Below are 22,511 nucleotides of genomic sequence, written 5' to 3'. Positions count from 1 at the left end.
TTGGAAATCACGATGAGCCGCTTCTGGAGCCCTATTGTTCATTCTCTCATTCCCTATGTCGCCGGCGAGCAGCCGACCACGGGCGGAATAACCAAGCTTAACACGAATGAGAGCCCTTATGGCCCTTCGCCGCTTGCCTTGGAGGCGATCTCGAAGGCCGCGTCCGATACGCTTCGTCTCTATCCGGACCCGACGGCGCGGGAGCTGCGCATCGCAATCGCGGAAAGCTTCGGGCTCGACAAGGATGAGGTCTTCGTCGGCAACGGGTCGGACGAGGTTCTGGCCCACACATTCCAGGCGCTGCTGAACCATGAAGAGCCATTGCTCTTTCCCGATATCACCTACAGCTTCTATCCGACCTATTGCCGCCTCTATGGCATCACATACCGGCAGGCTCCGGTCGATGCGGAAATGCGGGTTTGCCTTGATGATTACCGCCAGCCCTGCGGCGCGATTATCCTGCCCAATCCCAATGCGCCGACAGGGATCGGCCTGCCTCTGGCTGATATCGAAAGCCTTCTTCGGGATCATCCCGATCAGCTTGTGGTCATCGACGAAGCCTATGTCGATTTCGGCGGCGAGAGCGCCGTTCCCCTTGTCCGGAACTATCCGAACCTCCTGGTCGTCCAGACCCTGTCGAAGTCGCGCGGGCTTGCCGGCCTGCGCGTCGGCTTCGCCGTCGGGCAAAGGCCTCTGATCGAGGCTCTGGAAAGGGTCAAGGACAGCTTCAATTCCTATCCTCTCGATCGGCTAGCCTTGGCAGGTGCGACGGCTGCCTGGAAGGATCGGGCCTGGTTCGACCATCATCGCGACCTGATCATCGCCAGCCGCGAAAGGCTGGCCGCCATGCTCAAGGAGCTTGGCTTCCACGTCCTTCCGTCATCCGCCAACTTCCTGTTCGCGCGGCATCCGAGCCGGCCGGGTGCGGAACTGGCGGCTGAGCTGCGGAGCAGGAACATTCTGGTCAGACGGTTTTCGGCGGAGCGGATCGGCGACTTCCTGCGCATCAGCATCGGCACGGATGAGGAATGCGATCGGCTGGTGGCGGCGCTCAAGGACATATTGCATTGACCTGACACCTCGGAAGACTGCGCCGAGGTCTCTTTCAACGACCCCAAACTCCGTCTGACCGATCGAAAGTCGCCTTGGCGCCGCAGGGCCACAAATGAAAAAGGCGGCCGAGCCGAGCTCGCCGCCTTCCTCTCTTACATATGAAAGAAAGCGATCAGATGTCGCTTGCCGCGTTCGCCCAGATTTCGGCGGCCTGCGCGGCGGTGACGCGGCGTACGTCCGTTTCGTCGCGACGGCTGGCGAAGAGTTCGCTTGCCATGATCTGCTCGGCGAGATCGGCCGGCAGCGACAGGAGAACGCGCTGGCCATCCTTGTGGATGCCGCCGACGTCGGAGCGCTTGCCGGTAATCATGCCGCCAGCAACCGTGTTGTTGCTTTCGGGATCGATCAGGATGAAGGAGCCGGTCGAGCGGTTCTGTTCGTAGGGGTCGAAGATGGCGCTTTCGTCAAAGGTCAGGCGAACCTTGCCGATGGCGTTCATCCATAGCGCCTGCGCCGGTGCCCATGCGCCGGTCTTCAGCTCGAGTTGGGCGATCGGCTGCACCTGGACGCGCTGGCGGCGGCTGCCGCTTTTCAGCCAGTAGCGCTTGCCGGGTTCGATACCCTCCGGCTGCAGCGCGACGATCTGCGCATCGAAGGAAAGACCGGTCTGCGGCTGGCTGTCGATGGCGACGATCATGTCGCCGCGCGAGACGTCGACCTGTCGATCGAGAACGAGGGTGATAGCATCGCCTGCGACGGCCGCGTTGCGCACGAGATCGTAGGTGACGATCTTCGAGACATTGGCGACCATGCCCGACGGCAGGATCATGACGCTGTCGCCCGGCTTCACCGAACCGCCGGCAACCGTGCCCTGATAGCCGCGGAAGCTTTCGCCCGGGCGGGAAACGCGCTGGACTGAAAGACGAAAACCGACCGTCTGCGCAGAGCGAACGGTCGCCAGTTCCAGCGTCTCGACCAGCGTCGGACCGGTATACCACGGCATCGCCGCCTGGCCGGAATAGACGACGTTTTCGCCCTTCAGCGCCGATATCGGAATAGCCGTGATCTGCTTGACGCCGAGCGACAGCGCGAACTCGCGGAAGTCGTTGGTGATCTTCTCGAAGCCGGCCCGATCGTAATTGGTCAGATCAATCTTGTTGACGGCCAACACGAACTGCTTGATGCCGAGCAGCGACGCGATCGTTGCGTGCCGGCGGGTCTGCTCGAGAATGCCCATGCGCGCATCGACCAGCAGAACGGCGAGATCGGCCGTGGAAGCGCCGGTTGCCATGTTGCGGGTATATTGCTCGTGGCCGGGCGTGTCGGCGACGATGAAGGAGCGCTTGTCGGTCGAGAAATAGCGATAGGCGACATCGATGGTGATGCCTTGTTCGCGCTCGGCCTGCAGGCCGTCGAGCAGCAAGGCGAAGTCGGGCAGGCCGAGATCGTTCTGCTTGCCCGTGGAATCGCGCTGCAGCGTGGCGGCCTGATCTTCCTTGACCGCCTTGGTATCCCAGAGAAGACGGCCGATCAGGGTGGACTTGCCGTCATCGACGCTGCCGCAGGTGATCAAGCGAAGGGGACGCGAATCGCGAAGAGCCTTGGCCGGTTCGGCTGCGGGCCCAACAGCGGGAATGGCGACGACGTTTGCGTTGACGGTCATCTCAGAAATATCCTTCACGCTTCTTCTTTTCCATGGAGCCGGATTGGTCGCGATCGATGGCGCGGCCCTGCCGTTCGGAAACCGTGGCGATTTCCAGCTCTGCAATGATCTCTTCAAGGGTCGTGGCGGCGGAACGGATGGCACCGGTCAGCGGGAAGCAGCCGAGCGTGCGGAAGCGGATGAGTTCCTCGCGCTTGACCTCGCCTGGCAGCAGTTCGAGCCGCGGATCGGCGGCCATGATCATCATGCCGTCGCGCTCGACAACCGGGCGCTTGGCCGCGAAATAGAGCGGCACGATCGGGATTTCCTCAGCCTGGATGTATCGCCAGATATCGACCTCGGTCCAGTTGGAGAGCGGGAAGACGCGGACGCTTTCGCCCTTGCGGATCTGACCGTTATAGACGTTCCACAGTTCCGGGCGCTGGTTGCGCGGGTCCCAGCGATGATCGGGCGTGCGGAAGGAGTAGATGCGCTCCTTGGCGCGCGATGCCTCCTCGTCGCGCCGCGCGCCGCCGAAGGCGGCATCAAACTGACCGGCGTCGAGGGCATGACGCAACGCTTCCGTCTTCATGATGTCGGTATAGCGCGCAGAGCCATAGGTGAAGGGCGTGATGTTCTCAGCCTTGCCACGCGGGTTGATATGCTCGATCAGGTCGAGATCGTACTTCTTCACGATCTCGTCGCGGAAGGTGATCATCTCGGCGAATTTCCAGCCGGTGTTCACATGCAGCAGCGGGAAGGGGACGCGGCCGGGGTAGAAGGCCTTGCGCGCCAGATGCAGCAGCACGGACGAATCCTTGCCGATCGAATAGAGCATCACGGGACGCTCGAATTCGGCCGCAACCTCGCGGAAAATATGGATCGCCTCGTTTTCCAGCGCTTTCAGATGCGGATCGAGCGGCGGCTTGACGCTTTGCGGATTGGAGATTTCCGTATCCGGACGGCTATCGGGCATTGACGACTCCAGAACTTCTAGATGTCCCGACCGAAACTTGGCCGGAAAGAATGGATGCGTTGGTTCCCGGTTGATCGGCGGCGTGTGAAACGCGCCTTGGATCGGCGGCCGGGAGCCGGCGGGTGTTTCATTGTGCTGCGGCAGCACCTTCTTCGTGGACATGCAGGCCGCATTCGCGCTTTTCGTCGTTTTCCCACCACCAGCGGCCGGCACGCTCGGGCTCGCCGGGCTTGATGGCCCGTGTGCAGGGCTCGCAGCCGATCGAGGGATAGCCCCGCGCATGCAGCGGATTCACCGGCACGCTGTTGTCGGCGACATAGGCTCGGATGACATCAATGTCCCAATCGGCAAGCGGATTGATCTTGATGAGATTGCGCTCGGGGTCGAATTCGGCAAAGGGTGTGTCGGCGCGGTTGGCGGACTGGCCACGGCGCAGGCCGGTGATCCAGATGGTGGCACCTGAAAGAGCGCGCGCAAGCGGCTTCAGCTTGCGCACGCCACAACAGGCATGCCTGGCTTCGACACTCTCATAGAAGCCGTTCAGACCGTATTTCTCCGCATAGGCATCAATATCGGCCTGATCGGGTTCGTAGCGGACGATATGGATATCGTATTGGCTTTCCGTCTCGTCGATGAGGGCGAGCGTTTCGGGAAAGAGGCGGCCGGTCTGCAACGTCGCCACTTCGATCGGCAGACGGTGATTGCCGATCTCCGCCGTGATGACCTGATCCTCGATCCCGAGCGAGGTCGTGAACACGGCACGACCACCCAGGCCCGCGACGAGGGACAGACGGCCGGCAAGATCGAGCGATGCGAGCTGGCTGTTGAGCGCCGCGGCGTCTTCAATTGAAGTAATGGCAGTCATTGGGGTCCTGTCCTGATGTTGCCAGGAGTATCGCAGCTAGTCAGGGCAGCGGACAGAAAAATAGATTTCGAAAGCGAGCGGCTGGAGAGTAAATATCTCCATGAAGCGGCGTCGATAAGGAAAAGCGACCGCCTCGGCTGTTAACCAAGGCGATTTGCCACCGATGGCGGCCTTCCGGAAGCACTTGATATGGCTCGCCATGTTTAAGTGCTTGCTTTAATGTCTATAGAAATAGTAGAGTTACACATAGCTTGTCAAACGGAAATCCGAAGTGATGCCCAAATTGATGCGCTGCAGTGGATTTTGCGCTAAACTATGGGCATAGCGACGAAGAATGACAACAAGTCTGGGTTGCTGATGTTCCCTGGCCTTGCGCCATGGGTGTGGGTGCTTCGAAAATGCCCCGGGGACGAGGGCTGAGGAGTTCGGGAGCGGACCGGTCGATTCCATCGGCCGATCGTATCGCATGTGTGTGTGAAGCGGTTCGAAATGATTACTCAGAAAGCAAAATATGCGCTGCGGGCGCTATCTGCCTTGGCCCAGTCCCAGGCGGGTGAGCCGATGATGATTTCAGACATTGCGGCCCAGCAGAAGATCCCGAAGAAATTCCTGGAACAGATCCTTCTCGACCTGAAACATCAGGGCATCGTGATCAGCCGCCGCGGCAAGCAGGGCGGTTACCTGCTGCGCAAACCGGCGGCGGAAATCACTTTCGGCGAAATTCTTCGCGTCATCGACGGGCCTCTGGCGCCGCTGCCCTGTCTGTCACTGACAGCCTATCGTCGCTGTGACGATTGCGACGGTGAGCAGACCTGCGAAATCCGCCACGTCTTCGCCAGGGTTGCCGATGCGACCCGCAAGGTGCTGTTCTCGACGACCATCGCAGATGCGGTGGCGCAGTCGGAAGGCGCCGAAGTCGCAAGGCTGATGGCCTAGCATAGATTAAATCAAGGGAAGCCCCTCGGGTCTTTCCTCCCGCTAGGGGGAGGGCATCCGCTCTTAGTGGGCGGCGTGTTCTTCGCCGCCTTCCTTTTCCATGGCGCGCCGGGCACGGATGGCCGCGGCGATGAAGACGCGGGACAGGCCGTGATAGAGCGGTTCGCGCGACAACAACCGCGAGGTGACGTAGCCGATCATCGACACCGCCATGATCGGGATGACGGCCTGATGATCTCCGGTCATTTCCAGAATGATGACGAAGGCTGTCATCGGCGCCTGGACAACGCCGGCGAAATAGCCGGCCATGCCGAGGATTGCCGCAAGCGCCACGCCACCGCCAACCAGCGTGCCGACCGTGCTGCCGAAGCCGGCGCCGACGGCAAGCGATGGTGCGAAAATGCCGCCGGGAATGCCCGAGATCATCGACAGGAAGCTTGCCAGCAACTTGCCGACGAAGAAGAGCGGCGGCAGGGCATGCCCCTCGACCGCGCCACGGGCCTGCTCGTAGCCGGTGCCGAAGGTCTGGCCGCCGGATATTACGCCGACCGCGGCAACGATGAGGCCGCAGACGCCGGCAAGGATCAGCATGCGCTTCAGCGGCTGCGGTTGCGCCCAACGGCGGATGCGGATGCCGGCATAGAGCGCCAGCCCGCTGAAGGTGGCGCCGAGCGCCCCGCCGCCGACACCGCAGATCAGCATTACGATCCAGTCCCGAAACATCGTCGGCGCCGCATCGGCCGTGCCGAAGTAGTTGTAGCTGCCGGAAAGGCCGAGTGCGGCAAGACCGGAGAGAATGACGGCCGTCAGGACCAGACCATTGGCGCGCGATTCATAGGTGCGGCTCATCTCTTCGATGGCGAAGACGATGCCGGCAAGTGGCGTATTGAAGGCAGCCGCAATGCCGGCGGCGGAACCGGCAAGGATCAGCCCCTTCGCCTGCGCCATACCACTGAAGCGGGCCACGGCCAGCATAAAGGAAGCGCCGACCTGTACCGTCGGCCCTTCGCGGCCGATGGAAGCGCCAGTCAGCAGCCCTAATATGGTCAGCACGATCTTGCCGAAGGCGAGACGCAGCGACAGCAGCTTCGTGCGATCCTCGTCATGATGCAGGTGCCGCGCGGCAATCGCTTGCGGAATACCGCTGCCTTGCGAATTGGGAAACAGGGTCGCCGCGAGATATGCCGAGAGCACGAAGCCGAGCGGCGTCAGCACCAGCGGCAGCAGCCACATCCACTCACCCGATTGGGTGACGCCGGTAAAAGCCCGCTGCGCCAGATCGGCTGCCTTGGCAAAGCCGACGCTGATTACACCGATCGCCAGCGCACCCGTCCAGAACACCAAGCGCGGCCGCCAGAGATTGAAGGAGCCCCAGATGACGCGGGAACGGCGGAGTAGCTTGGACTTGCGGTAGATTGGGGGCATGGGACATGTGACCGGCGGATTGATGGACGGGTCTTTGCGGACTCTGTTCGGGCAATCTGCTTAAAAACGACGTCTTAAGATAGTCACACTGTCTTACAGAGCTTCACTTTGCTGACGTCTCTTTGCGCCCCTTGCGCACCGAGGTCAACATATTGTGTGCCCGAGCCATGCCCGGCCATCAGCGATCGCTCGTCTCCCAGCGTGGATTGATCCATGGTTCCTGGTTCGATCGCGCCAGCCGCGGCTTGCCGAGAATGTGGTCAGCTGCCTTCTCGCCGGTCATGATCGAAGGGCCGTTCAGGTTGCCATAGGTGACATGCGGGAAGATAGAGCTGTCGGCGACACGCAGCCCGTCAACGCCGATGACGCGGGTATCGGGATCGACAACCGCCATCGGATCGTCCTTCGCGCCCATACGGCAGGTGCCACAGGGATGATAGGCGCTTTCCAGATGTTCGCGCAGGAAGGCGTCGATCTCATCGTCGGTCTGGACATTGGCCCCCGGCTGGATCTCCGCGCCGCGATAATCGTCGAAGGCCTTTTGTCCGAAGATTTCGCGGGTAAGGCGCACGCAGTGACGGAATTTCTCCCAGTCCTCCGGATGGCTCATATAGTTGAAGCGGATGACCGGGTCGGCCTTCGGATCGAAGGAGCGCAGCGTGACGTTCCCACGCGATTTTGACAGATTGTAGCCGACATGCACCTGGAAGCCGTGGCTCTTGGCCGCCGCCTTACCGTCATAGCTGATGGCAACCGGCAGGAAGTGATACTGGATATCAGGCTGCTTGACACCGGGTGCCGAGCGCAAGAAGGCGCAGGCTTCGAACTGATTTGACGTACCAAGCCCCTTCTTGAATAAGAGCCACTGCGCGCCTGCAATGCCCTGCATGTACCAGGGCAGCCAGGAATAAAGCGACACCGGCTTCAGGCTCGTCTGCTGAAAATAGAATTCCATATGGTCCTGCAGGTTGGCGCCGACGCCTGGCCGGTCGACCTTCACCTCGATCCCCATGTCGCGCAGATGCTGACCCGGTCCGACGCCGGAAAGCATCAGCAGTTTCGGAGAGTTAAACGACGAGGCGGAGACGATCACCTCGCGGTTCGCCTTGATCACCTCGATCTTGCCGTCACGCTCGACCTCGACGCCTGTGGCACGGCCGTTTTCGATGACGATCTTGCGGGCATAGCAGCGGATGAGCTGCACATTCGGTCGCTTCAGGGCAGGCTTGAGATAGGCAGTCGCCGCGGACCAGCGCCGACCCATCCAGGTCGTCTGCTCCATCAGGCCGAAGCCTTCCTGCTTGCTGCCGTTATAATCTTCGGTCGCCTCGAAGCCCGCCTGTTTGCCTGCCTCGATGAAAGCGTGGAAGAGCGGGTTGCGGGCATCGCCCCGGCGCACATGCAGCGGGCCATCCGTGCCGCGCCATCCGTCTTCGCCGCCATGCGAATGCTCCATTCGCTTGAAGTAGGGCAGCACGTCGGCATAGGCCCAGCCCTGCGCGCCGAGCTCCTCCCAGCGATTGAAGTCCTCCGCGTGGCCGCGCACATAGACCATGCCGTTGATCGATGAGGAGCCGCCGATCACCTTGCCGCGCGGGGCGGTGATGCGGCGGTTGTTGAGTTGCGGTTCGGGCTCGGAGAGATAGCCCCAATTGTAGCGGTCCATGCTCATCGGCCAGGCAAGTGCCGCCGGCATCTGGATGAAGGGGCCGAAGTCGCTGCCGCCGAACTCCAAAACGATGACCGAATGCTTCCCGTCCTCCGACAGGCGGGAAGCCATGGCGGAGCCAGCCGAGCCTGAGCCGACGATGACGAAATCTGCTTGCATGACCATGTGCTCCAAACGGATAGGGGCGTAAATCGCGGCGGTTCTTCACCCTCCCCTTGAGGGGGAGGGTCGGCCGAAGGCCGGGGTGGGGTGATTGCTGCTATGCGCGCTGCGGCTGGTCACCCCCACCCGCCGCTAAGCGGCGACCTCCCCCCTCAAGGGGGAGGTGGATCAATAAGGCGCCTGTACCGGCCCCATGCCGACATAGACGGTCTTCAGTTCCGAATAGTGTTCCAGCGCCGCCAGCGAGTTCTCACGGCCGAAGCCGGATTGCTTGGAGCCGCCGAAGGGGATTTCGACGGGGCAGAGATTGTAGGTGTTGATCCAGAGCGTGCCGGCTTCGAGCTGGTCGACGACGCGGTGGGCGCGGGTAAGGTCGGCTGTGAAGACGCCGCCGGAAAGGCCGAATTCGGTGGCGTTGGCGCGGGCGATCACTTCAGCCTCGTCGTCGAAATCGAGAACGCACATGACCGGCCCGAAGATTTCTTCGCGAGCGATCGTCATATCGTCGGTGACATCGGCAAAGACGGTCGGCTGGATGTAATAGCCTTCGCCGGAGACATTGTTCGGGATGCCGCCGCCGGTCAGCAGCGTCGCGCCCTCGGCCTTGCCCTTTTCGATATAGGCGAGCACTTTTTCGCGCTGCGCCCATGACACCATCGGGCCGATCTGCGTCGCCTCGTCCATCGGGTCACCGATGATCATCGCGTCGGTGCGGGCCTTCAGGCGCTTCAGGAATTCGGATTTGATCTTACGGTTGACGAAAACGCGCGTGCCGTTCGAGCAGACCTGGCCCGTCGAATAGAAGTTGCCGAGCATCGCCCCGCCGATGGCGCTGTCGATATCGGCATCATCAAAGACGATCAGCGGCGACTTGCCGCCGAGCTCCATGGTGACATGCTTGAGATTGCCGGCGGCGGAAGCCGCGACCTTGCGGCCCGTCGGCACCGAGCCGGTCAGCGATACCTTGGCGACGTCAGGATGGTTGATGAGCAGCGGCCCGGTTTCGCGGTCGCCCTGGATGACATTGTAGAGCCCCTTCGGCAGGCCGGCTTCGATGAGGATTTCGGCGATCTTCAGCGCGCCGAGCGGGGTGTTTTCGGAGGGCTTGAACACCATGGCATTGCCGGCAACGAGAGCAGGCGCACCCTTCCAGCAGGCGATCTGCTGCGGGTAGTTCCATGCGCCGATGCCGACGCAGACGCCGAGCGGCACGCGCTTGGTATAGGCAAAATCGCCGCCGAGCGGGATATAGGAGCCGTTGAGGCCGGCTGCGGCGATGCCGCCGAAGAACTCGAAGCTGTCGGCGCCTGAAGTCGGGTCGGCGACGATGGTTTCCTGGATCGGCTTGCCGGTATCCAGCGTCTCCAGCTCGGAAAGCTCGCGGTTACGCTCGCGCATGATGTCGGCGGCGCGCTTCAGGATACGGCCGCGCGCCGTCGGGCTCATGGCCGCCCATTCCGGCTGCGCGCGGCGGGCAGCGGCGATTGCCCTTTCGACAATGGCAGGTGTCGCCGCGTGCAGGCGGGCGATCACCTCGCCGGTCGCCGGATAAATGCTCTCGATAAGGGTGCCGTCGGTGTCCTCGACATATTCTCCGTCGATGAAATGCGAGGCTTTCGGTTGTGCGCGCATTATAGAACCCTCAATTCTTCGTAGGACACCATGACATGCTCTTGAAAAGCAGGCCGCTCGGTCAGGTTTTCGTAGTAACGCTCAAGCCGCGGATGGGCGGGGCGCTGGATGTCGATGTCGAAATAGCGATAGAGAAGATGCCCGAATTGTATGTCGGCAAGCGTCAGATTATCGCCGGCCAGGAAGCGATGCCGTCTGAGCTGCGACTCGGCGATGTCAAGCTTCGCAGCGAGCGCGGCAACGGCCGCAGCGATTGCCTTCTCGTCCTTGAGCGCAGGGGCTGTGCGCACCACGCGCCAGAATATCGGGGCGGTGAAATTCAAGGCGATATTGATCTTCGCCCATTCCGCCCATTTGTCGATCTGGGCGCGATGACGCGCATCCTTCGGCCAGAATGCATCCTCACCATATTGCGTGGCGAGATAGCGCAGGATTGCCCCCGATTCCCACAATGGTTCGCCATCGCCGTCGCGCAGCACCGGAACGGTGCCGTTCGGATTCATCGCGAGGAATTCCGGCGTGTCGTTGACACCGTAGGTGAACCCCGCATCGATGCGCTCATAGGCAAGGCCGAGCTCGCCGATGCACCACATCAGCGCCTGCACGTTGGATGACGATTTGCGGCCCCAGACGGTGAGCATGACCTTCAGCCTTTCAATGCGTTGAGGTGGGTCGTGAGATAGTCCTCGGTCAGCGTGATCGACGCCTCGGTGCTGATCGGCGCGGATCTAAGGCCCTGGCGGATATAGAGACCGTCGATCATGGCAGCCGCGCCTTCGGCGATCCGTGCGGCATCGGGAGCTGAGCACAGAGCCTTGAGGTTGGCGACGAGGTTCGAATGCAGGCGCCGTGCGTAGATGACGAGAAAGCGGCGTGTCTCCTCCGAGCGCTGCGCTTCGGCATAGAAGGCGAGCCACGCGGCGATCGTTTCCGGCGCGAACTGGTCGGCCTGGAAACTGACGCGGATGACAGCCGAGAGTTTTTCGCGCGGTGTGTTTGCAGCCCTAAGCGCCGTCACTACGCTGTCGCGCAACCGCTGTAGATGAACACGGACGGTCTCGATCAGCAGCTGTTCCTTGCTGCCGAAATAGTGATGCGCGAGAGCAGGAGAAACGCCGGCCTGCTTGGCGATTTCGGACATGGTGACTGTCAGCGAGCCATGATCGCCGATCACGCGCATCGCGGCATCAACAAGCGCCTTGCGGCGCACCGGTTCCATTCCGACTTTCGGCATCTGTCATCCCCAAGGCTGACGTCAACTGTATTTTTGATTGACTGATCAATCAATAAAAAAATCAAACGCCGGGCGATCCGCGGCGAAAAATCCGCAACCTCTTTCCGCAAAGCGTTTCTGTGCCATACTTCTAAAAAGGAGGAGGTGCAGTCATGGTTGATATTCTTGATGAAGTTCCCCCATCCGCAATGCGCGACAAGTGGGGCTGGTTTGTTGGTCTCGGCATATTGCTGCTGATCTGCGGCGGCATCGCCCTTGGCAATCTGTTCATCGCCACGGTGGCCTCGGTCTACTACGTTGGGATGCTCATGCTGATCGGCGGCGTCGTGCATCTGGCCCATGCCTTTCAGGTGAGGGGCTGGGAGCATATCCTGTTCTGGGTGCTCAGCGGCCTGCTCTATACGGTTGCCGGCATCCTTGCCTTTGCCAATCCCCTGTTGGCTTCCGAGGCCTTGACGCTGTTCCTTGCTATCGCGCTCCTTATCGCCGGCACGTTTCGCGTCTGGGTCGGCCGCAAGTTGAAGCCGGAGCGCGGCTGGGTGTGGATCGTCGTCAGCGGCCTTGCAACCGCCGTCGCGGGCATTGCCATCGCACTCGGTTGGCCGGTCAACAGCCTTTGGATTCTTGGCCTCTTCCTGGCCTTCGATCTGATTTTCCAGGGCTGGACGCTGGTGGTCTTCGGCCTTGTGCTCAGGCGGTAGATGATCCCCCAAAAGGGGGTAACGGACTGCGACTTTTTGACAAAGAGCGTGAGCGGCGTTAATCTTTCGTCTCTCTGCCTCATTGGGCGGAGCGGCGTCGAGTTGATGTAACGACGGTACCCATCCTCTGGAAGCGTGCAGATCGGATGATTTGCCCTGCAGGTACCGGTCCAAGCCGCGGAACATGCTTCCAGCGAAATTTCCGCATGGCAACGTCAAGGGAGGAATATCATGCCGATGGTAACGGTTTCCATCTCTCCGCTTCAGGCTGCCGGCATCAGGGCAGCGGTCGATACCGGCACCTATGCCTCAAGCAGCGAGGTTGTGCGGGAAGCCCTGCGCATGTGGGATGCAGCCCGCAAGCGCGGTGACATTTGCGATGTCCCGCATGCTGCCAACGACGGCGGTGAGGCGGCAAAGAACAGCCGCTGCGTCGCGGACATGTTTGCCGACTACGAGGCGGAACGGCATTCGAGCAACTAGCGCCGAAGCCCGTTCGGCATGACCGGCGAACTCTTGGTTTGGACGGATTTTTCCGTTCCGACGAATGGTTAATATTGCTTTACCATTCATGAAACTTTCACATACGGGAAAGGTTTCGTTGACGCTTTATGGCGCATCTTGAGTTGAAAACGCGGTAAACCCAAAGTTTTACTTAAATAAATTAGATCAGAATCCGCAAGTGGAGATGGGCATGTCCCTGACTGCCGCAGTCGAACCAGGCGTATTGCGCCGATATGCCAGCGACCAGATCGTCACTCTCGCCAAACTCGTGATCGAAAACGCATTTCAGCCGATCGTGGAGGCCGGCACCGGCGCCGTTTTCGGCTATGAATCCCTGATGCGCGGCCAGGAACGCATCGGCTTCGACAGCCCGATCGATATTCTCGACGAAGCCGAGCGCACCGGCCAATTGCTTGGGCTGGAGCAGATGGTGACGAGCCGCGCGCTCGCGAAATTTGCCACGCTGCCCAATATCACCGCGACAACGCTTTTTCTCAATCTGGATGTCCGGCTGATTCCGCAGGGTGGGGTACTGGTCGATAGCCTGCTGCAACATATGAGAAAGGCCGGCATTACCCCTTCCTCCGTCTGCTTCGAGTTTTCCGAACGTTTCGATAATACCATCGTGCCCGAGTTCTCGGCGCTGGTCGCCAAGATGCGCAATGCCGGTTTCAAGCTTGCCATCGACGACTTCGGCGTCGGGCGCGGCGAGATGAAGCTGTTGTCCGATTATCCGGTCGATTATCTCAAGATCGACCGGCACTTCATCGTCGATATCGATCGCAGCGCCCGCAAGCGCCATATTCTGAGGAATCTGGTCAATATAGCCCATGTTCTCGGCACGCGCGTCATCGCCGAAGGCATCGAAACCGAGGCGGAGTTCCTGACCTGCCGCGAATTCGGCGTCGATCTCGTCCAGGGCTGGTTCATCGCTCGCCCGACCGTACTCGTCAACGAACTCAAGCCGAGCTTTCCGCACCTGCAGGATATCGGCAAGACGGCGCGCAACAGCCAGTCGCTCGACGAAATCCTCATCCGCAAGCAGATCGAGGTGCTGCCGACCATACGCGAAACCGATAGCATCGATAGCGTCTTCGAGCTCTTCCGCCGCAATCCGCGCCGCGCCTATTTCCCGGTCGTCAACGCCAATGACGAGCCGCGCGGCATCATTCACGAGTATCAGCTCAAGGAATATATCTATCAGCCCTTCGGCCGCGACCTGCTGAAGAACAAAGTCTATGAGCGCTCGATCTCGCATTTCGTCGAGATGGCGCCGATCGTCGGGCTCGATTCCGATGCCGATACGCTGATGACGATCTTCGCCAACATGGAAAGCAGCGATTGCCTGATCGTGACCGAAGGCACGCATTATGCCGGCATCGTGTCGGCCGCCTCGCTCATCAAGGTGATCAATGAGAAGCAGCTTAAGATCGCCCAGGATCAGAACCCGCTGACTGGCCTGCCGGGCAACAGGGCAATCCACGATTTCATGCAGAGCGCCGGCCGCGACGGCGATGAGATCAGGCATTTCTGCTATTGCGATTTCGACAATTTCAAACCGTTCAACGATGCCTACGGCTTTCATCTCGGCGACCACGCCATCTCGCTGTTCGCGGCGCTGATGCGCCGCTATTTCTTCGCCGAGCGCCATTTTCTTGGCCATGTCGGCGGCGACGACTTCTTCATCGGCGTCACCGGCTGGAGCATGCAGGAGGTTCGCGAGGTTCTGGACCGCTTGCTCGCCGATTTCCATGCCGACGTGCTCGAGCTCTATTCGGCGGAAGACCGAGCTGCCGGGCGCATCCATGGTCATGACCGCAGCGGTGCGGAAGCGGAGTTTCCGCTGATGCGCTGCTCGATCGGCATCCTGCAGCTGCCGGAAGGGTTGGTAATCGACAATATCAACCGCGTCAGCACCTCCATTGCCGGCATCAAGGCCAAGGCAAAGGAAAGCGCAATCGGCGTCGCATTCCTCGGTTTGACCGAGACGAATTGACGCCCTCTCGTACTCGATCCTTTTCAAGCGCGCTGCGCTAAACTATCTCCACTGCTTTGCTGGGAGAGGAGATTGCGCCATGCCCTTGCCGTCTGAAATGCGTTTCGTGGATTTGCCGTCCTTTGGCGGGCCTGAGGTCATGACCATCGCCCGCAGGCCATTGCCGGTCTTGAAGCCGGGTGAGATCCTGGTTCGCGTCGAGGCCGCCGGCGTCAATCGGCCGGATGTGGCGCAGCGGCAGGGCACCTATCCGCCGCCGAAGGATGCAAGCCCGATCCTTGGCCTCGAAATATCGGGCGAAGTCGTCGATGTCGCGCCCGGCGTGACCGAGTTTGCGATCGGCAACAAGGTCTGCGGCCTCGCCAACGGTGGCGGCTATGCCGAATATTGCGTGCTTCCCGCCGGCCAGGCGCTCCGTTTCCCGAATGGCTACGACGCGGTACGAGCTGCGGCCGTTCCCGAAACCTTCTTCACGGTTTGGGCCAATCTCTTCCAGATGGCTGGCCTCACCGAAGGCGAGAGCGTGCTGATCCACGGCGGCTCCAGCGGCATCGGCACGACGGCGATCCAGCTTGCCCACGCTTTCGGCGCAACGGTCTATGCGACGGCCGGCTCGAAGGAAAAATGCGAGGCATGCGAGAAACTCGGCGCGAAGCGCGCCATCAATTATAAAGAGGAAGATTTCGCCGAGGTCATCAAGGCGGAAACGGAGCATGGCGTCGACATCATCCTCGACATGATCGGCGCCGCCTATCTGGAGAAGAACCTTGCCTCGCTCGCCCGCGACGGCTGCTTGTCGATCATCGCTTTCCTCGGCGGCGCCTTGGCTGAGAATGTTAATCTGGCTCCGATCATGGTCAAGCGCCTGACGGTCACCGGTTCGACCATGCGTCCGCGCACGGCCGAGGAAAAGCGGGCGATCCGCGACGACCTTCTCTCCCAGGTCTGGCCGCTGCTCGACGAGGGCACGGTTGCCCCCGTCATCTATCGGACATTCTCCTTCGACGATGTGGTCGAGGCGCATCGGCTGATGGAAACCAGCGACCACATCGGCAAGATCATGCTGAAGCTGGCTTGATCGTCAGCGACAGGGCGATGGCGATGAGGCCGGGTATGGCCATCAGCGCGTAGAGCCATGTCGCGGCGGAGATGCCGCCGGCAATGCCGCCCGGATGGGTCAGGCCCGCGCCGTTGACGATGACGCCCGCGAGCGCGGCGCCGAAAGCGCCGCCGAGCGACTGCGTCATGGAGATCGCCGCCGAGGCCTTGTCCTGCTCGGTTTTGCGGGCGATGCCGATGATCTTCGTCACCAGATGCGCCCAGCCGAGACCGACGCCGAACCCCATCAGGAACATGGCGATAACGGCAGGCGCAAATCTGGCAAGGGTGTCAAAGGGCGTGTTCGTTGCCAGGAACGGGATCAGCGATGCGGTCGCTGCGGTCTCCAGAATGCAGCCGCTGACAATAGCTACAACGGCCTGCCGGCCGGAAAACGAGGCGCTGAAGAAGGCTGCGATCGTCCAGCCCAATGCGACGAGCGCGACGAGGTAACCGGAGACCAGCGGCGTGACACCGTGCAGGGTCTGCAGGAAGTAGGGGATATAGATGTCGCTCGTCAGCACCATCATGGCCGTAAACATCGTCAGATAGAGCCGCGAGATCGGATTGCCGAGCATGACCGCGCCATAGGGCAGGAGCCGCACATCGTCCTTGCGCTCGATTACGACCATGGTTGCGACCAGGGCGATGGAAATGGCGATCAGCACGACTTTGTAGGTTCCGTGGTCGACGGTGCTGGCGATGCTGACGAACAGCACAGCCGTCAGCAGAAGCCCGATCTGGGCGAGCGGCGTTCTGGTATCGATGCGGTCATCGGCGACGCCGGGCAGCAGCCGGCGCGCGGAAAGCGCCATGATCACGGTCAGCGGCACGAGGATGATGAAAGCCTCGCGCCAGGCGCCGCCGGCGGCAAAGAGACCGCCGAGCGTCGGACCGAGCACGGTCGCGACACCCCATATGGCGGCATAGAGCGTGGAGGCCTTGCGCCACAACGCCTCCGGATAGACGAAGCGGATGAAGGCGTAGGCGAGGCCCGACAGCATGCCGGCGCCGTAGCCCTGGATGGCGCGGCCGGCCAGCAATACGGGCATCATCGGCGCGATGGCGCAAGCGAGGCTGCCAATGCCGAAGATAAGCGCTGCTCCGACGTAAACTGTGCGAAGTCCCATGCCTTTCGGTCGCGTGGCAACGGTGATCGAGCCGAGCACGCCGGCGGCGACGAAGAGCGTCGTCATCCACGAGAAGAGTTCGAGGCCGCCGATATCCCGGACGATCGACGGCGCGATCGTGGCGGTGATGTAGGATTCGACGGCATAAAGCGTCACGCCGCCGCCGAGCATCAGCGTTGCGGGCAGAAGTTTCGGCGAAAACAATGTGAAGACGGAGGAGGATGGGGTGGGGGCAGTGTTTTCGATGCTGGACATCGGACGATCCTCGGTATTTTCCCTAGCGGTTGATTATTTTCCAAGTTATAATTTGGAAAATTACATCCTTGCCGGATTAAAACAAGAGAAAACTTGGAAAAATGCGTCAGTCGCCCGCCAATCGAATTCTGATCCTGTTGAAAACCGAGGGGCCGCAACTGGCAGCGGCTGTTGGCGATACGCTCGGCATATCGTCCGAGGCGGCCCGCCAGCAGTTGACGAAGATGGCGGAAGAAGGATTGGTAGAGCCGGTTTCGGAGGCGGCAGCCGGCCGGGGCAGGCCGCGCCAGTTCTGGCACCTGACATCAGCCGGCAATCGGCAATTTCCGGATGGTCATGCCGACCTGACCGCGACGCTGCTTGCGACCATGGTCAGCCAGCTGGGGCAGGGCGCTGTCGACACTCTCATTTCCGCGCGCGAGACGGATACGCTTCGGCGCTACCGCAGCGAGATCGATCTTGCGGCCGATCTGCCGTCGCGCGTCGCAAGCCTTGCCGCCATCCGAACGCAGGAAGGCTATATGGCCGATCACTGGCAGGACGATGACGGCTCGCTCATGCTGGTGGAGAATCACTGCCCTATCTGCGCCGCCGCCTTCGCTTGCTCCGGTTTTTGCCGATCGGAGCTGGAAACGTTCCGTGCCGTGCTGGGGGCGCAGGTCGAGCGGGAGGAGCATATCCTGCTCGGCGCTCGACGTTGTGCCTACAGGATTCGGCAGGCGGCCTGAACGATGTTTTTTGATGGCAGCAAGCGCCGCCGATGATTGGCAATTGCGGATGCAGCGGCTATCACTGCCCGTCCCGCAAATCAAAGGCTGCATCCTGTCATGTCAAATCCCGTCTGCGTCGAAGTCACCCGTGGCAATCTGGTCGAGAGCCGCCATCGCGGCTCCATCGTCGCGATCGACGGCGATGGGAAGGTGATCTTCTCGGTCGGCGATATCGGCAGTGGCATCTTTCCGCGCTCGGCCTGCAAGGCGATGCAGGCCCTGCCGTTGGTCGAAAGCGGCGCGGCGGACGCTTATGGCTTCGGCAGCAAGGAACTGGCGCTCGCCTGTTCCTCCCATAGCGGCGAGGACGAGCATGTTGCGCTTGCCGCTTCGATGCTGGCGCGCGCCGGCCGCGATGTCGGCACACTCGAATGCGGCGTGCACTGGTCTTCCGATCAGAAGACCGTCATTCATCAGGCCCGTACCATCGAAAAGCCGACGGCGCTGCACAACAATTGTTCTGGCAAACACGCCGGCTTCATTTGCGCCTGCTGCCATCAGGATATCGATCCCAAGGGCTATGTCGGCTACGATCATCCGCTGCAGCAGCAGATCCGCGAGACTATGCAGAGCCTGACGGGCGCCGTTCTTGCTCACGACAATTGCGGCACGGACGGCTGCTCGATCCCGACTTATGCCGTGCCGCTCAAGGGACTAGCGCACGGCTTTGCCAAAATGGCGACAGGCGTCGGTCTTGAGCCCCTGCGCGCCAAGGCGTCGCGCCGGCTGTTCGATGCCTGCATGGCCGAACCCTTCTACGTTGCCGGAACCGATCGCGCCTGCACCAAGCTCATGCAGGTTGCGCCCGGCCGCATCTTCGCCAAGACCGGCGCCGAGGGCGTGTTTTGCGCCGCGATCCCCGAGCAGGGCATCGCCATCGCGATCAAATGCGACGATGGCAACGGCCGTGCGGCAGAGGTCATGGTGGCCGCGACGCTCGCCCGTTTCTTCGAGAATGACGGCGCGGCTCATGCCGGCCTGATGGCGATGGCCGACCGGTCCTTCAAGAACTGGAACGGCATCCATGTCGGCGATATCAGGCCGGCCGCTGCCCTGACGGCATAACTTGGCCTCTCGCCTCAATCTCCGGTTTGTCGCGCCGGCACATGGTGCCGGACGACCTTATATTCCTGCCAGATCAGGATCATGACCACGAGGTCGAAGATCGTAAGGATGATGAGGCCGATGCCGTGCGTGTCGGTAAAACGGTACAGCTGGTAGGCGATGAAAAGTCCGAGCGCCACCAGCGAGGCCGGATAGGCCCACATCTTGCCCCTGAGCAGGCCGATGACGAGCAGCACCTTCACGAGCCCATGGCTCAGCAGATAGTAGGCATAGAAGTTCTTGGTGCCGACGGAGAAATCCTGCGCCCAGGTGAGCAGGTGCGTCGCGATGAAATCATGGGAGTCGTTGAGCAGTTCGGGCTGGGCGATCCTGTTTGCCAGGCGAAGGATGGATTCCGTGCTGACGAGGGCGAGCACAAGGCCGCCGATGCATTCGATCAAGGCGTGCGCGCCCTTCAACAGGACACTGATTTCGAAGAGCTGATGAATGCGGCGTTCGTTCATGGGCGATCGTAACCTTTGGGGTATCTTGAGGTAGGTTTGATCGGCGATGACCGCAAGGCAGGCCGATCTCCGATCGAGATATGATCGATCTTCGACCGCATCATGATGACGATGCGTCAATCCCGACGGAGCTGCCTTGCCGGCGGATTGCGCGGTGCAGCGTCAGGCGAGGAAGATCGGCATCTCGGTCGCCCGGTAGGGGGCGAGGCTTTCCTCCGGAGCATCCGATGGCACGACGAGACCCGAAATGCTCCTTACAGGCAGGATCTGGCAAGGCGAGGCGGCATCGAGCTTCTCGGCCGTCGCCAAGACATAGGTCTCCGCTGAGCATTGCGCGATATGCCGCTTGATGGCCGCTTCCTCGAAATCGCCGGTCGAAAAGCCGCGGGCGGGATGGATGGCGGTGACGCCCAGAAAGAAGATATCGGCCCTAATGGAGGCGATCGCCGCCATGGCGGCAGCACCCGTCGCCACCATCGAATGCTTGTAGAGCTTGCCACCGATCAGGATCACCTCGGCCAAAGGGTGATGCTCCAGTTCGCCCGCTATCGTCGGGCTGTGGGTGACGATGGTGACGGCGAGATCCTTCGGCAGCTGGCGGGCGATCTCGGCATTCGTCGTGCCGCCGTCGAGGAAAACCGTCTGGTCCGACTGGATCATGTTCGCCGCATAGGCGCCGAGCCGGCGTTTTGCATCCGATGAAACCGCCTGCCGCGCCGTAAAATCCGTCAGCTCGGGTGATAACGGCAACGCGCCACCGTGCACCCGCTTCAGCAGTTTCTCCGCCGCCATCTCCCGCAAATCCCTGCGGATCGTGTCTTCGGATAGGCCGAGATCGTCGGCCAGCGCCTTGGCGATCACCTGGCCGTCCCGGCGCAATCTGTCGAGGATGAGGGCTTTGCGTTGGCTGGTCAGCATGTCGATCTCTGCACGATATTTCACGAATAATCACGAACATATCAGAATAGATTCGACATTCAAGAAAATATGCGCATATTCGTGCAAATTCCTGCAGGAAGCAGGAGTTAGAAAAATGGAGACATGACATGTTGATCCTGATTGCCGGGCCCTATCGCTCCGGCACCGGCGATGATCCGAAGAAGATGGCCGAGAACCTCAAGCGCCTGGAGGAGCCGTCCTATGCCCTGTTCAAGGCCGGGCATCTGCCAATGATCGGCGAATGGGTCGCTTTGCCGGTCTGGAACGCCTCAGGCGGCAAGAGCATCGGTGACGACCTCTATGAAGAAATCTTCCATCCCACGGCCGGCCGTCTGCTGCAGCTTTGCGAGGGCGTCCTGAGATTGCCGGGCGATTCCAAGGGCGCGGACAATGACGTTCGCATCGCCCGCGAGCGCGGTATTCCCGTCTGGCACAGGCTGGAAGACGTGCCCGGCTGCGCCTAAACGCCGGCAGCCCATCCTCATTGCGCCAGCCGATGGGGATGGGCACATCGCGCTGATCGATCAAAACCTTTTGTCGCAGCTATCAGCATCAGCCACTTCCGTATTGGCCGGGTTCGCTTTAGCTTCCTCGCAGAATTCAATCGAGGAACGGAACATGCTGACATTCTATTTCGCGCCCGGCAGCTGCGCGCTTGCCAGTCTCATTGCCTTGGAGGAGTCGGGTCTCGCCTACGAGCCCCGCCGCCTCATCCTCGCCAATGGCGATCAGCGCCAGCCGGATTACCTTGCCATCAACCCCAAGGGCCGTGTTCCGGCGCTGGTCACCGACAGGGGCGTGCTTACGGAGAATATCGCGATCCTGGCCTATATCGCCCAGAGCGTGCCCGCCGCCAAACTGGCGCCCCTCGACGACCCCTTCGAATTCGCCGAGATGCAATCCTTCAACAGCTATATCGCCTCGACCGTGCATGTGAACCATTCGCACAAGGCACGCGGCGCCCGCTGGACCGATGATGCTGCCGCCATCGAGACCATGAAGGCCAAGGTGCCGCAAACCATGGCCGAAAGCTTTGCCCTGATCGAGGACAAGATGCTGAAGGGCCCCTGGGTGATGGGCGACGAATATACGGTCGCGGACGGCTATCTCTTCACCATGGCGAAGTGGCTGCCGGGGGACAATGTCGATCTCGACCGGTTCCCGAAGGTGAAGGCCCATTATGCCCGCATGCTGGAGCGCCCGGCCGTGAAGAAGGCACTTGCCGTCGAGGAAGGCTGATCCCGTCAGCCGAATGTCGCCAATATCTTTTTCGGGGCGCGGTACTGCCACGCCTCGATCAATCGCTGCTGCAGCTCCTCGTCGCCGATCGCACCGATGCGTAGCGGCAGGGCAGGCCAGCCGACATAGTGATCGGTCTGGAAATAGATCTCCGGCGCCATTTCCATCAGCTGTTCCTTGCGGTCGATCGGCAGCGACAGCACGATGGTTTCGTTATTCTTCACCGAGACGAAGGCTTTCCCGCCGACCTTGAATGCCGGCATGCCGTAGTGCAGGCCAGGTTCAACGGCCGGCAGCCGGGCTTGAGCTATAAGCCGCTGCAATCGTTCCGCAATTGCGTCCATGTCGACGGTCGATGTCATGTTTGCACGTGTGGAGCAGGTTTCTCTTACGCGCATTCTTCCGGCTGAACGGTCCGCTTGTCCATAGGGCGCCCGAGATTTTCCGGCATGAGCGGCAGGTCGGCCAGTTCTTCCAGCGACATGCCGGCGAGCGTGGGATGCTGCAGCGGATCGTTGTCTGGTTCGCGATCCTCTTCCAGCAGATGACTAAAGAAAAACTTCAAGATCGACATGGGATGCCTCCTTGGATCTCCGCATCGATGCAACCATGAGGGCATCAGCCGAGCGGGTGGCGGCGGTCTTCAATTTCATGGTGCAATAATCGCGCGAATAAGCGTCCGATGCAATTGAGAATGACGGGATGCTGATATAGATA

Annotated in this window: 23 protein-coding genes; 10 read left to right on the top strand and 13 right to left on the bottom strand. The window is 61.1% G+C overall.

What is annotated here, in order from left to right:
- Positions 1-12: 12 nt before the first annotated feature.
- Positions 13-1,071 (top strand): histidinol-phosphate transaminase, encoded by a 1,059-nt coding sequence (hisC, locus tag BJ928_RS02735; protein WP_047627607.1) that lies wholly within the window; start codon positions 13-15, stop codon positions 1,069-1,071.
- A gap of 154 nt (positions 1,072-1,225) precedes the next feature.
- Here the strand turns inward: hisC and cysN are convergent, their stop codons facing one another.
- The 3 genes from cysN to BJ928_RS02720 all read right to left on the bottom strand — a co-directional run bounded on the left by cysN (position 1,226) and on the right by BJ928_RS02720 (position 4,536).
- Positions 1,226-2,716 carry a sulfate adenylyltransferase subunit CysN gene (cysN, locus tag BJ928_RS02730; RefSeq protein ID WP_047627605.1) on the bottom strand — a complete coding sequence of 497 codons (1,491 nt, stop codon included), beginning with the start codon at positions 2,714-2,716 and terminating at the stop codon, positions 1,226-1,228.
- Position 2,717: 1 nt separating this feature from the next.
- Positions 2,718-3,671 carry a sulfate adenylyltransferase subunit CysD gene (gene cysD, locus BJ928_RS02725; RefSeq protein ID WP_047628754.1) on the bottom strand — a complete coding sequence of 318 codons (954 nt, stop codon included), beginning with the start codon at positions 3,669-3,671 and terminating at the stop codon, positions 2,718-2,720.
- A gap of 127 nt (positions 3,672-3,798) precedes the next feature.
- Positions 3,799-4,536 (bottom strand): phosphoadenylyl-sulfate reductase, encoded by a 738-nt coding sequence (locus tag BJ928_RS02720; protein WP_047627603.1) that lies wholly within the window; start codon positions 4,534-4,536, stop codon positions 3,799-3,801.
- Positions 4,537-5,025: 489 nt separating this feature from the next.
- Between BJ928_RS02720 and BJ928_RS02715 the strand changes: the two genes are divergently transcribed.
- Entirely contained in the window at positions 5,026-5,472 is a 447-nt protein-coding gene (locus BJ928_RS02715) for an Rrf2 family transcriptional regulator (protein WP_047627601.1), read from the top strand.
- Between the two features lie 63 nt (positions 5,473-5,535).
- On the opposite strand, the gene BJ928_RS02710 is transcribed toward BJ928_RS02715, so the two are convergent.
- The 5 genes from BJ928_RS02710 to betI all read right to left on the bottom strand — a co-directional run bounded on the left by BJ928_RS02710 (position 5,536) and on the right by betI (position 11,594).
- A complete protein-coding gene (locus BJ928_RS02710; RefSeq protein WP_047627599.1) occupies positions 5,536-6,897 on the bottom strand; it encodes a chloride channel protein in 1,362 nt (453 codons plus the stop codon).
- Positions 6,898-7,075: 178 nt separating this feature from the next.
- Positions 7,076-8,725 (bottom strand): choline dehydrogenase, encoded by a 1,650-nt coding sequence (betA, locus tag BJ928_RS02705; protein WP_047628752.1) that lies wholly within the window; start codon positions 8,723-8,725, stop codon positions 7,076-7,078.
- A gap of 171 nt (positions 8,726-8,896) precedes the next feature.
- Positions 8,897-10,360: a betaine-aldehyde dehydrogenase gene (gene betB / locus BJ928_RS02700; RefSeq protein WP_047627597.1), complete on the bottom strand. Its 1,464-nt coding sequence runs from the start codon at positions 10,358-10,360 to the stop codon at positions 8,897-8,899.
- The gene (locus tag BJ928_RS02695; protein WP_047627595.1) at positions 10,360-11,001 is read right to left on the bottom strand and encodes a glutathione S-transferase family protein; all 642 of its coding nucleotides are present in this window, start codon (positions 10,999-11,001) and stop codon (positions 10,360-10,362) included. The genes betB and BJ928_RS02695 overlap by 1 nt, the downstream gene beginning before the upstream one ends.
- Before the next feature lie 5 nt (positions 11,002-11,006).
- Complete coding sequence (gene betI, locus BJ928_RS02690; protein WP_047627593.1) at positions 11,007-11,594, bottom strand: transcriptional regulator BetI; 588 nt, start codon at positions 11,592-11,594, stop codon at positions 11,007-11,009.
- A gap of 152 nt (positions 11,595-11,746) precedes the next feature.
- Between betI and BJ928_RS02685 the strand changes: the two genes are divergently transcribed.
- From BJ928_RS02685 to BJ928_RS02670, 4 genes are all read left to right on the top strand, one after another.
- A complete protein-coding gene (locus tag BJ928_RS02685; protein ID WP_047627591.1) occupies positions 11,747-12,295 on the top strand; it encodes an HdeD family acid-resistance protein in 549 nt (182 codons plus the stop codon).
- Positions 12,296-12,526: 231 nt separating this feature from the next.
- The gene (locus BJ928_RS02680; protein WP_047627589.1) at positions 12,527-12,778 is read left to right on the top strand and encodes a type II toxin-antitoxin system ParD family antitoxin; all 252 of its coding nucleotides are present in this window, start codon (positions 12,527-12,529) and stop codon (positions 12,776-12,778) included.
- Positions 12,779-12,989: 211 nt separating this feature from the next.
- Positions 12,990-14,795, top strand: a complete 1,806-nt coding sequence (locus BJ928_RS02675; RefSeq protein ID WP_047627587.1) for an EAL domain-containing protein — start codon at positions 12,990-12,992, stop codon at positions 14,793-14,795.
- Positions 14,796-14,874: 79 nt separating this feature from the next.
- Positions 14,875-15,873: an NAD(P)H-quinone oxidoreductase gene (locus BJ928_RS02670; protein ID WP_047627585.1), complete on the top strand. Its 999-nt coding sequence runs from the start codon at positions 14,875-14,877 to the stop codon at positions 15,871-15,873.
- Here BJ928_RS02670 and BJ928_RS02665 read toward each other — a convergent pair.
- A complete protein-coding gene (locus BJ928_RS02665; protein ID WP_047627583.1) occupies positions 15,854-17,278 on the bottom strand; it encodes an MFS transporter in 1,425 nt (474 codons plus the stop codon). The genes BJ928_RS02670 and BJ928_RS02665 overlap by 20 nt on opposite strands.
- Positions 17,279-17,379: 101 nt before the next feature.
- Between BJ928_RS02665 and BJ928_RS02660 the strand changes: the two genes are divergently transcribed.
- Positions 17,380-18,006: a transcriptional regulator gene (locus BJ928_RS02660; protein WP_047627581.1), complete on the top strand. Its 627-nt coding sequence runs from the start codon at positions 17,380-17,382 to the stop codon at positions 18,004-18,006.
- A gap of 99 nt (positions 18,007-18,105) precedes the next feature.
- Positions 18,106-19,113, top strand: a complete 1,008-nt coding sequence (locus tag BJ928_RS02655; protein ID WP_047627579.1) for an asparaginase — start codon at positions 18,106-18,108, stop codon at positions 19,111-19,113.
- 14 nt (positions 19,114-19,127) lie between these two features.
- On the opposite strand, the gene BJ928_RS02650 is transcribed toward BJ928_RS02655, so the two are convergent.
- Together BJ928_RS02650 and BJ928_RS02645 are read right to left on the bottom strand one after the other, a co-directional pair.
- A complete protein-coding gene (locus BJ928_RS02650; protein ID WP_052227465.1) occupies positions 19,128-19,616 on the bottom strand; it encodes a DUF2127 domain-containing protein in 489 nt (162 codons plus the stop codon).
- Positions 19,617-19,778: 162 nt separating this feature from the next.
- A complete protein-coding gene (locus BJ928_RS02645) occupies positions 19,779-20,534 on the bottom strand; it encodes a DeoR/GlpR family DNA-binding transcription regulator (protein ID WP_047627578.1) in 756 nt (251 codons plus the stop codon).
- Between the two features lie 128 nt (positions 20,535-20,662).
- On the opposite strand from BJ928_RS02645, the gene BJ928_RS02640 reads away from it, so the two are divergent.
- Both BJ928_RS02640 and BJ928_RS02635 read left to right on the top strand, forming a co-directional pair.
- Positions 20,663-21,019 carry an NUDIX hydrolase gene (locus BJ928_RS02640; RefSeq protein WP_047627576.1) on the top strand — a complete coding sequence of 119 codons (357 nt, stop codon included), beginning with the start codon at positions 20,663-20,665 and terminating at the stop codon, positions 21,017-21,019.
- A gap of 154 nt (positions 21,020-21,173) precedes the next feature.
- The gene (locus tag BJ928_RS02635; protein ID WP_047627574.1) at positions 21,174-21,794 is read left to right on the top strand and encodes a glutathione S-transferase N-terminal domain-containing protein; all 621 of its coding nucleotides are present in this window, start codon (positions 21,174-21,176) and stop codon (positions 21,792-21,794) included.
- Between the two features lie 5 nt (positions 21,795-21,799).
- On the opposite strand, the gene BJ928_RS02630 is transcribed toward BJ928_RS02635, so the two are convergent.
- Both BJ928_RS02630 and BJ928_RS02625 read right to left on the bottom strand, forming a co-directional pair.
- The gene (locus BJ928_RS02630; RefSeq protein WP_047627572.1) at positions 21,800-22,156 is read right to left on the bottom strand and encodes an MmcQ/YjbR family DNA-binding protein; all 357 of its coding nucleotides are present in this window, start codon (positions 22,154-22,156) and stop codon (positions 21,800-21,802) included.
- A 26-nt stretch (positions 22,157-22,182) separates the two neighbouring features.
- Complete coding sequence (locus BJ928_RS02625) at positions 22,183-22,368, bottom strand: hypothetical protein (RefSeq protein WP_047627570.1); 186 nt, start codon at positions 22,366-22,368, stop codon at positions 22,183-22,185.
- Between the last annotated feature and the right edge of the window lie 143 nt (positions 22,369-22,511).

It is taken from the genome of Rhizobium sp. WW_1 (assembly GCF_003610155.1).
Taxonomy (GTDB): domain Bacteria; phylum Pseudomonadota; class Alphaproteobacteria; order Rhizobiales; family Rhizobiaceae; genus Rhizobium; species Rhizobium tropici_A.
The sequence above is the reverse complement of the archived record's forward strand: the minus strand, read 5'-3'. Positions and strand labels throughout refer to the sequence as shown.

Coding starts and splice junctions, on each gene's coding strand:
- hisC (WP_047627607.1), top strand. CDS start 13: ATGAGCCGCTTCTGGAGCCCTATTGTTCATTCTCTCATTCCCTATGTC.
- cysN (WP_047627605.1), bottom strand. CDS start 2,716: ATGACCGTCAACGCAAACGTCGTCGCCATTCCCGCTGTTGGGCCCGCA.
- cysD (WP_047628754.1), bottom strand. CDS start 3,671: ATGCCCGATAGCCGTCCGGATACGGAAATCTCCAATCCGCAAAGCGTC.
- BJ928_RS02720 (WP_047627603.1), bottom strand. CDS start 4,536: ATGACTGCCATTACTTCAATTGAAGACGCCGCGGCGCTCAACAGCCAG.
- BJ928_RS02715 (WP_047627601.1), top strand. CDS start 5,026: ATGATTACTCAGAAAGCAAAATATGCGCTGCGGGCGCTATCTGCCTTG.
- BJ928_RS02710 (WP_047627599.1), bottom strand. CDS start 6,897: ATGCCCCCAATCTACCGCAAGTCCAAGCTACTCCGCCGTTCCCGCGTC.
- betA (WP_047628752.1), bottom strand. CDS start 8,725: ATGCAAGCAGATTTCGTCATCGTCGGCTCAGGCTCGGCTGGCTCCGCC.
- betB (WP_047627597.1), bottom strand. CDS start 10,360: ATGCGCGCACAACCGAAAGCCTCGCATTTCATCGACGGAGAATATGTC.
- BJ928_RS02695 (WP_047627595.1), bottom strand. CDS start 11,001: ATGCTCACCGTCTGGGGCCGCAAATCGTCATCCAACGTGCAGGCGCTG.
- betI (WP_047627593.1), bottom strand. CDS start 11,594: ATGCCGAAAGTCGGAATGGAACCGGTGCGCCGCAAGGCGCTTGTTGAT.
- BJ928_RS02685 (WP_047627591.1), top strand. CDS start 11,747: ATGGTTGATATTCTTGATGAAGTTCCCCCATCCGCAATGCGCGACAAG.
- BJ928_RS02680 (WP_047627589.1), top strand. CDS start 12,527: ATGCCGATGGTAACGGTTTCCATCTCTCCGCTTCAGGCTGCCGGCATC.
- BJ928_RS02675 (WP_047627587.1), top strand. CDS start 12,990: ATGTCCCTGACTGCCGCAGTCGAACCAGGCGTATTGCGCCGATATGCC.
- BJ928_RS02670 (WP_047627585.1), top strand. CDS start 14,875: ATGCCCTTGCCGTCTGAAATGCGTTTCGTGGATTTGCCGTCCTTTGGC.
- BJ928_RS02665 (WP_047627583.1), bottom strand. CDS start 17,278: ATGTCCAGCATCGAAAACACTGCCCCCACCCCATCCTCCTCCGTCTTC.
- BJ928_RS02660 (WP_047627581.1), top strand. CDS start 17,380: ATGCGTCAGTCGCCCGCCAATCGAATTCTGATCCTGTTGAAAACCGAG.
- BJ928_RS02655 (WP_047627579.1), top strand. CDS start 18,106: ATGTCAAATCCCGTCTGCGTCGAAGTCACCCGTGGCAATCTGGTCGAG.
- BJ928_RS02650 (WP_052227465.1), bottom strand. CDS start 19,616: ATGAACGAACGCCGCATTCATCAGCTCTTCGAAATCAGTGTCCTGTTG.
- BJ928_RS02645 (WP_047627578.1), bottom strand. CDS start 20,534: ATGCTGACCAGCCAACGCAAAGCCCTCATCCTCGACAGATTGCGCCGG.
- BJ928_RS02640 (WP_047627576.1), top strand. CDS start 20,663: ATGTTGATCCTGATTGCCGGGCCCTATCGCTCCGGCACCGGCGATGAT.
- BJ928_RS02635 (WP_047627574.1), top strand. CDS start 21,174: ATGCTGACATTCTATTTCGCGCCCGGCAGCTGCGCGCTTGCCAGTCTC.
- BJ928_RS02630 (WP_047627572.1), bottom strand. CDS start 22,156: ATGACATCGACCGTCGACATGGACGCAATTGCGGAACGATTGCAGCGG.
- BJ928_RS02625 (WP_047627570.1), bottom strand. CDS start 22,368: ATGTCGATCTTGAAGTTTTTCTTTAGTCATCTGCTGGAAGAGGATCGC.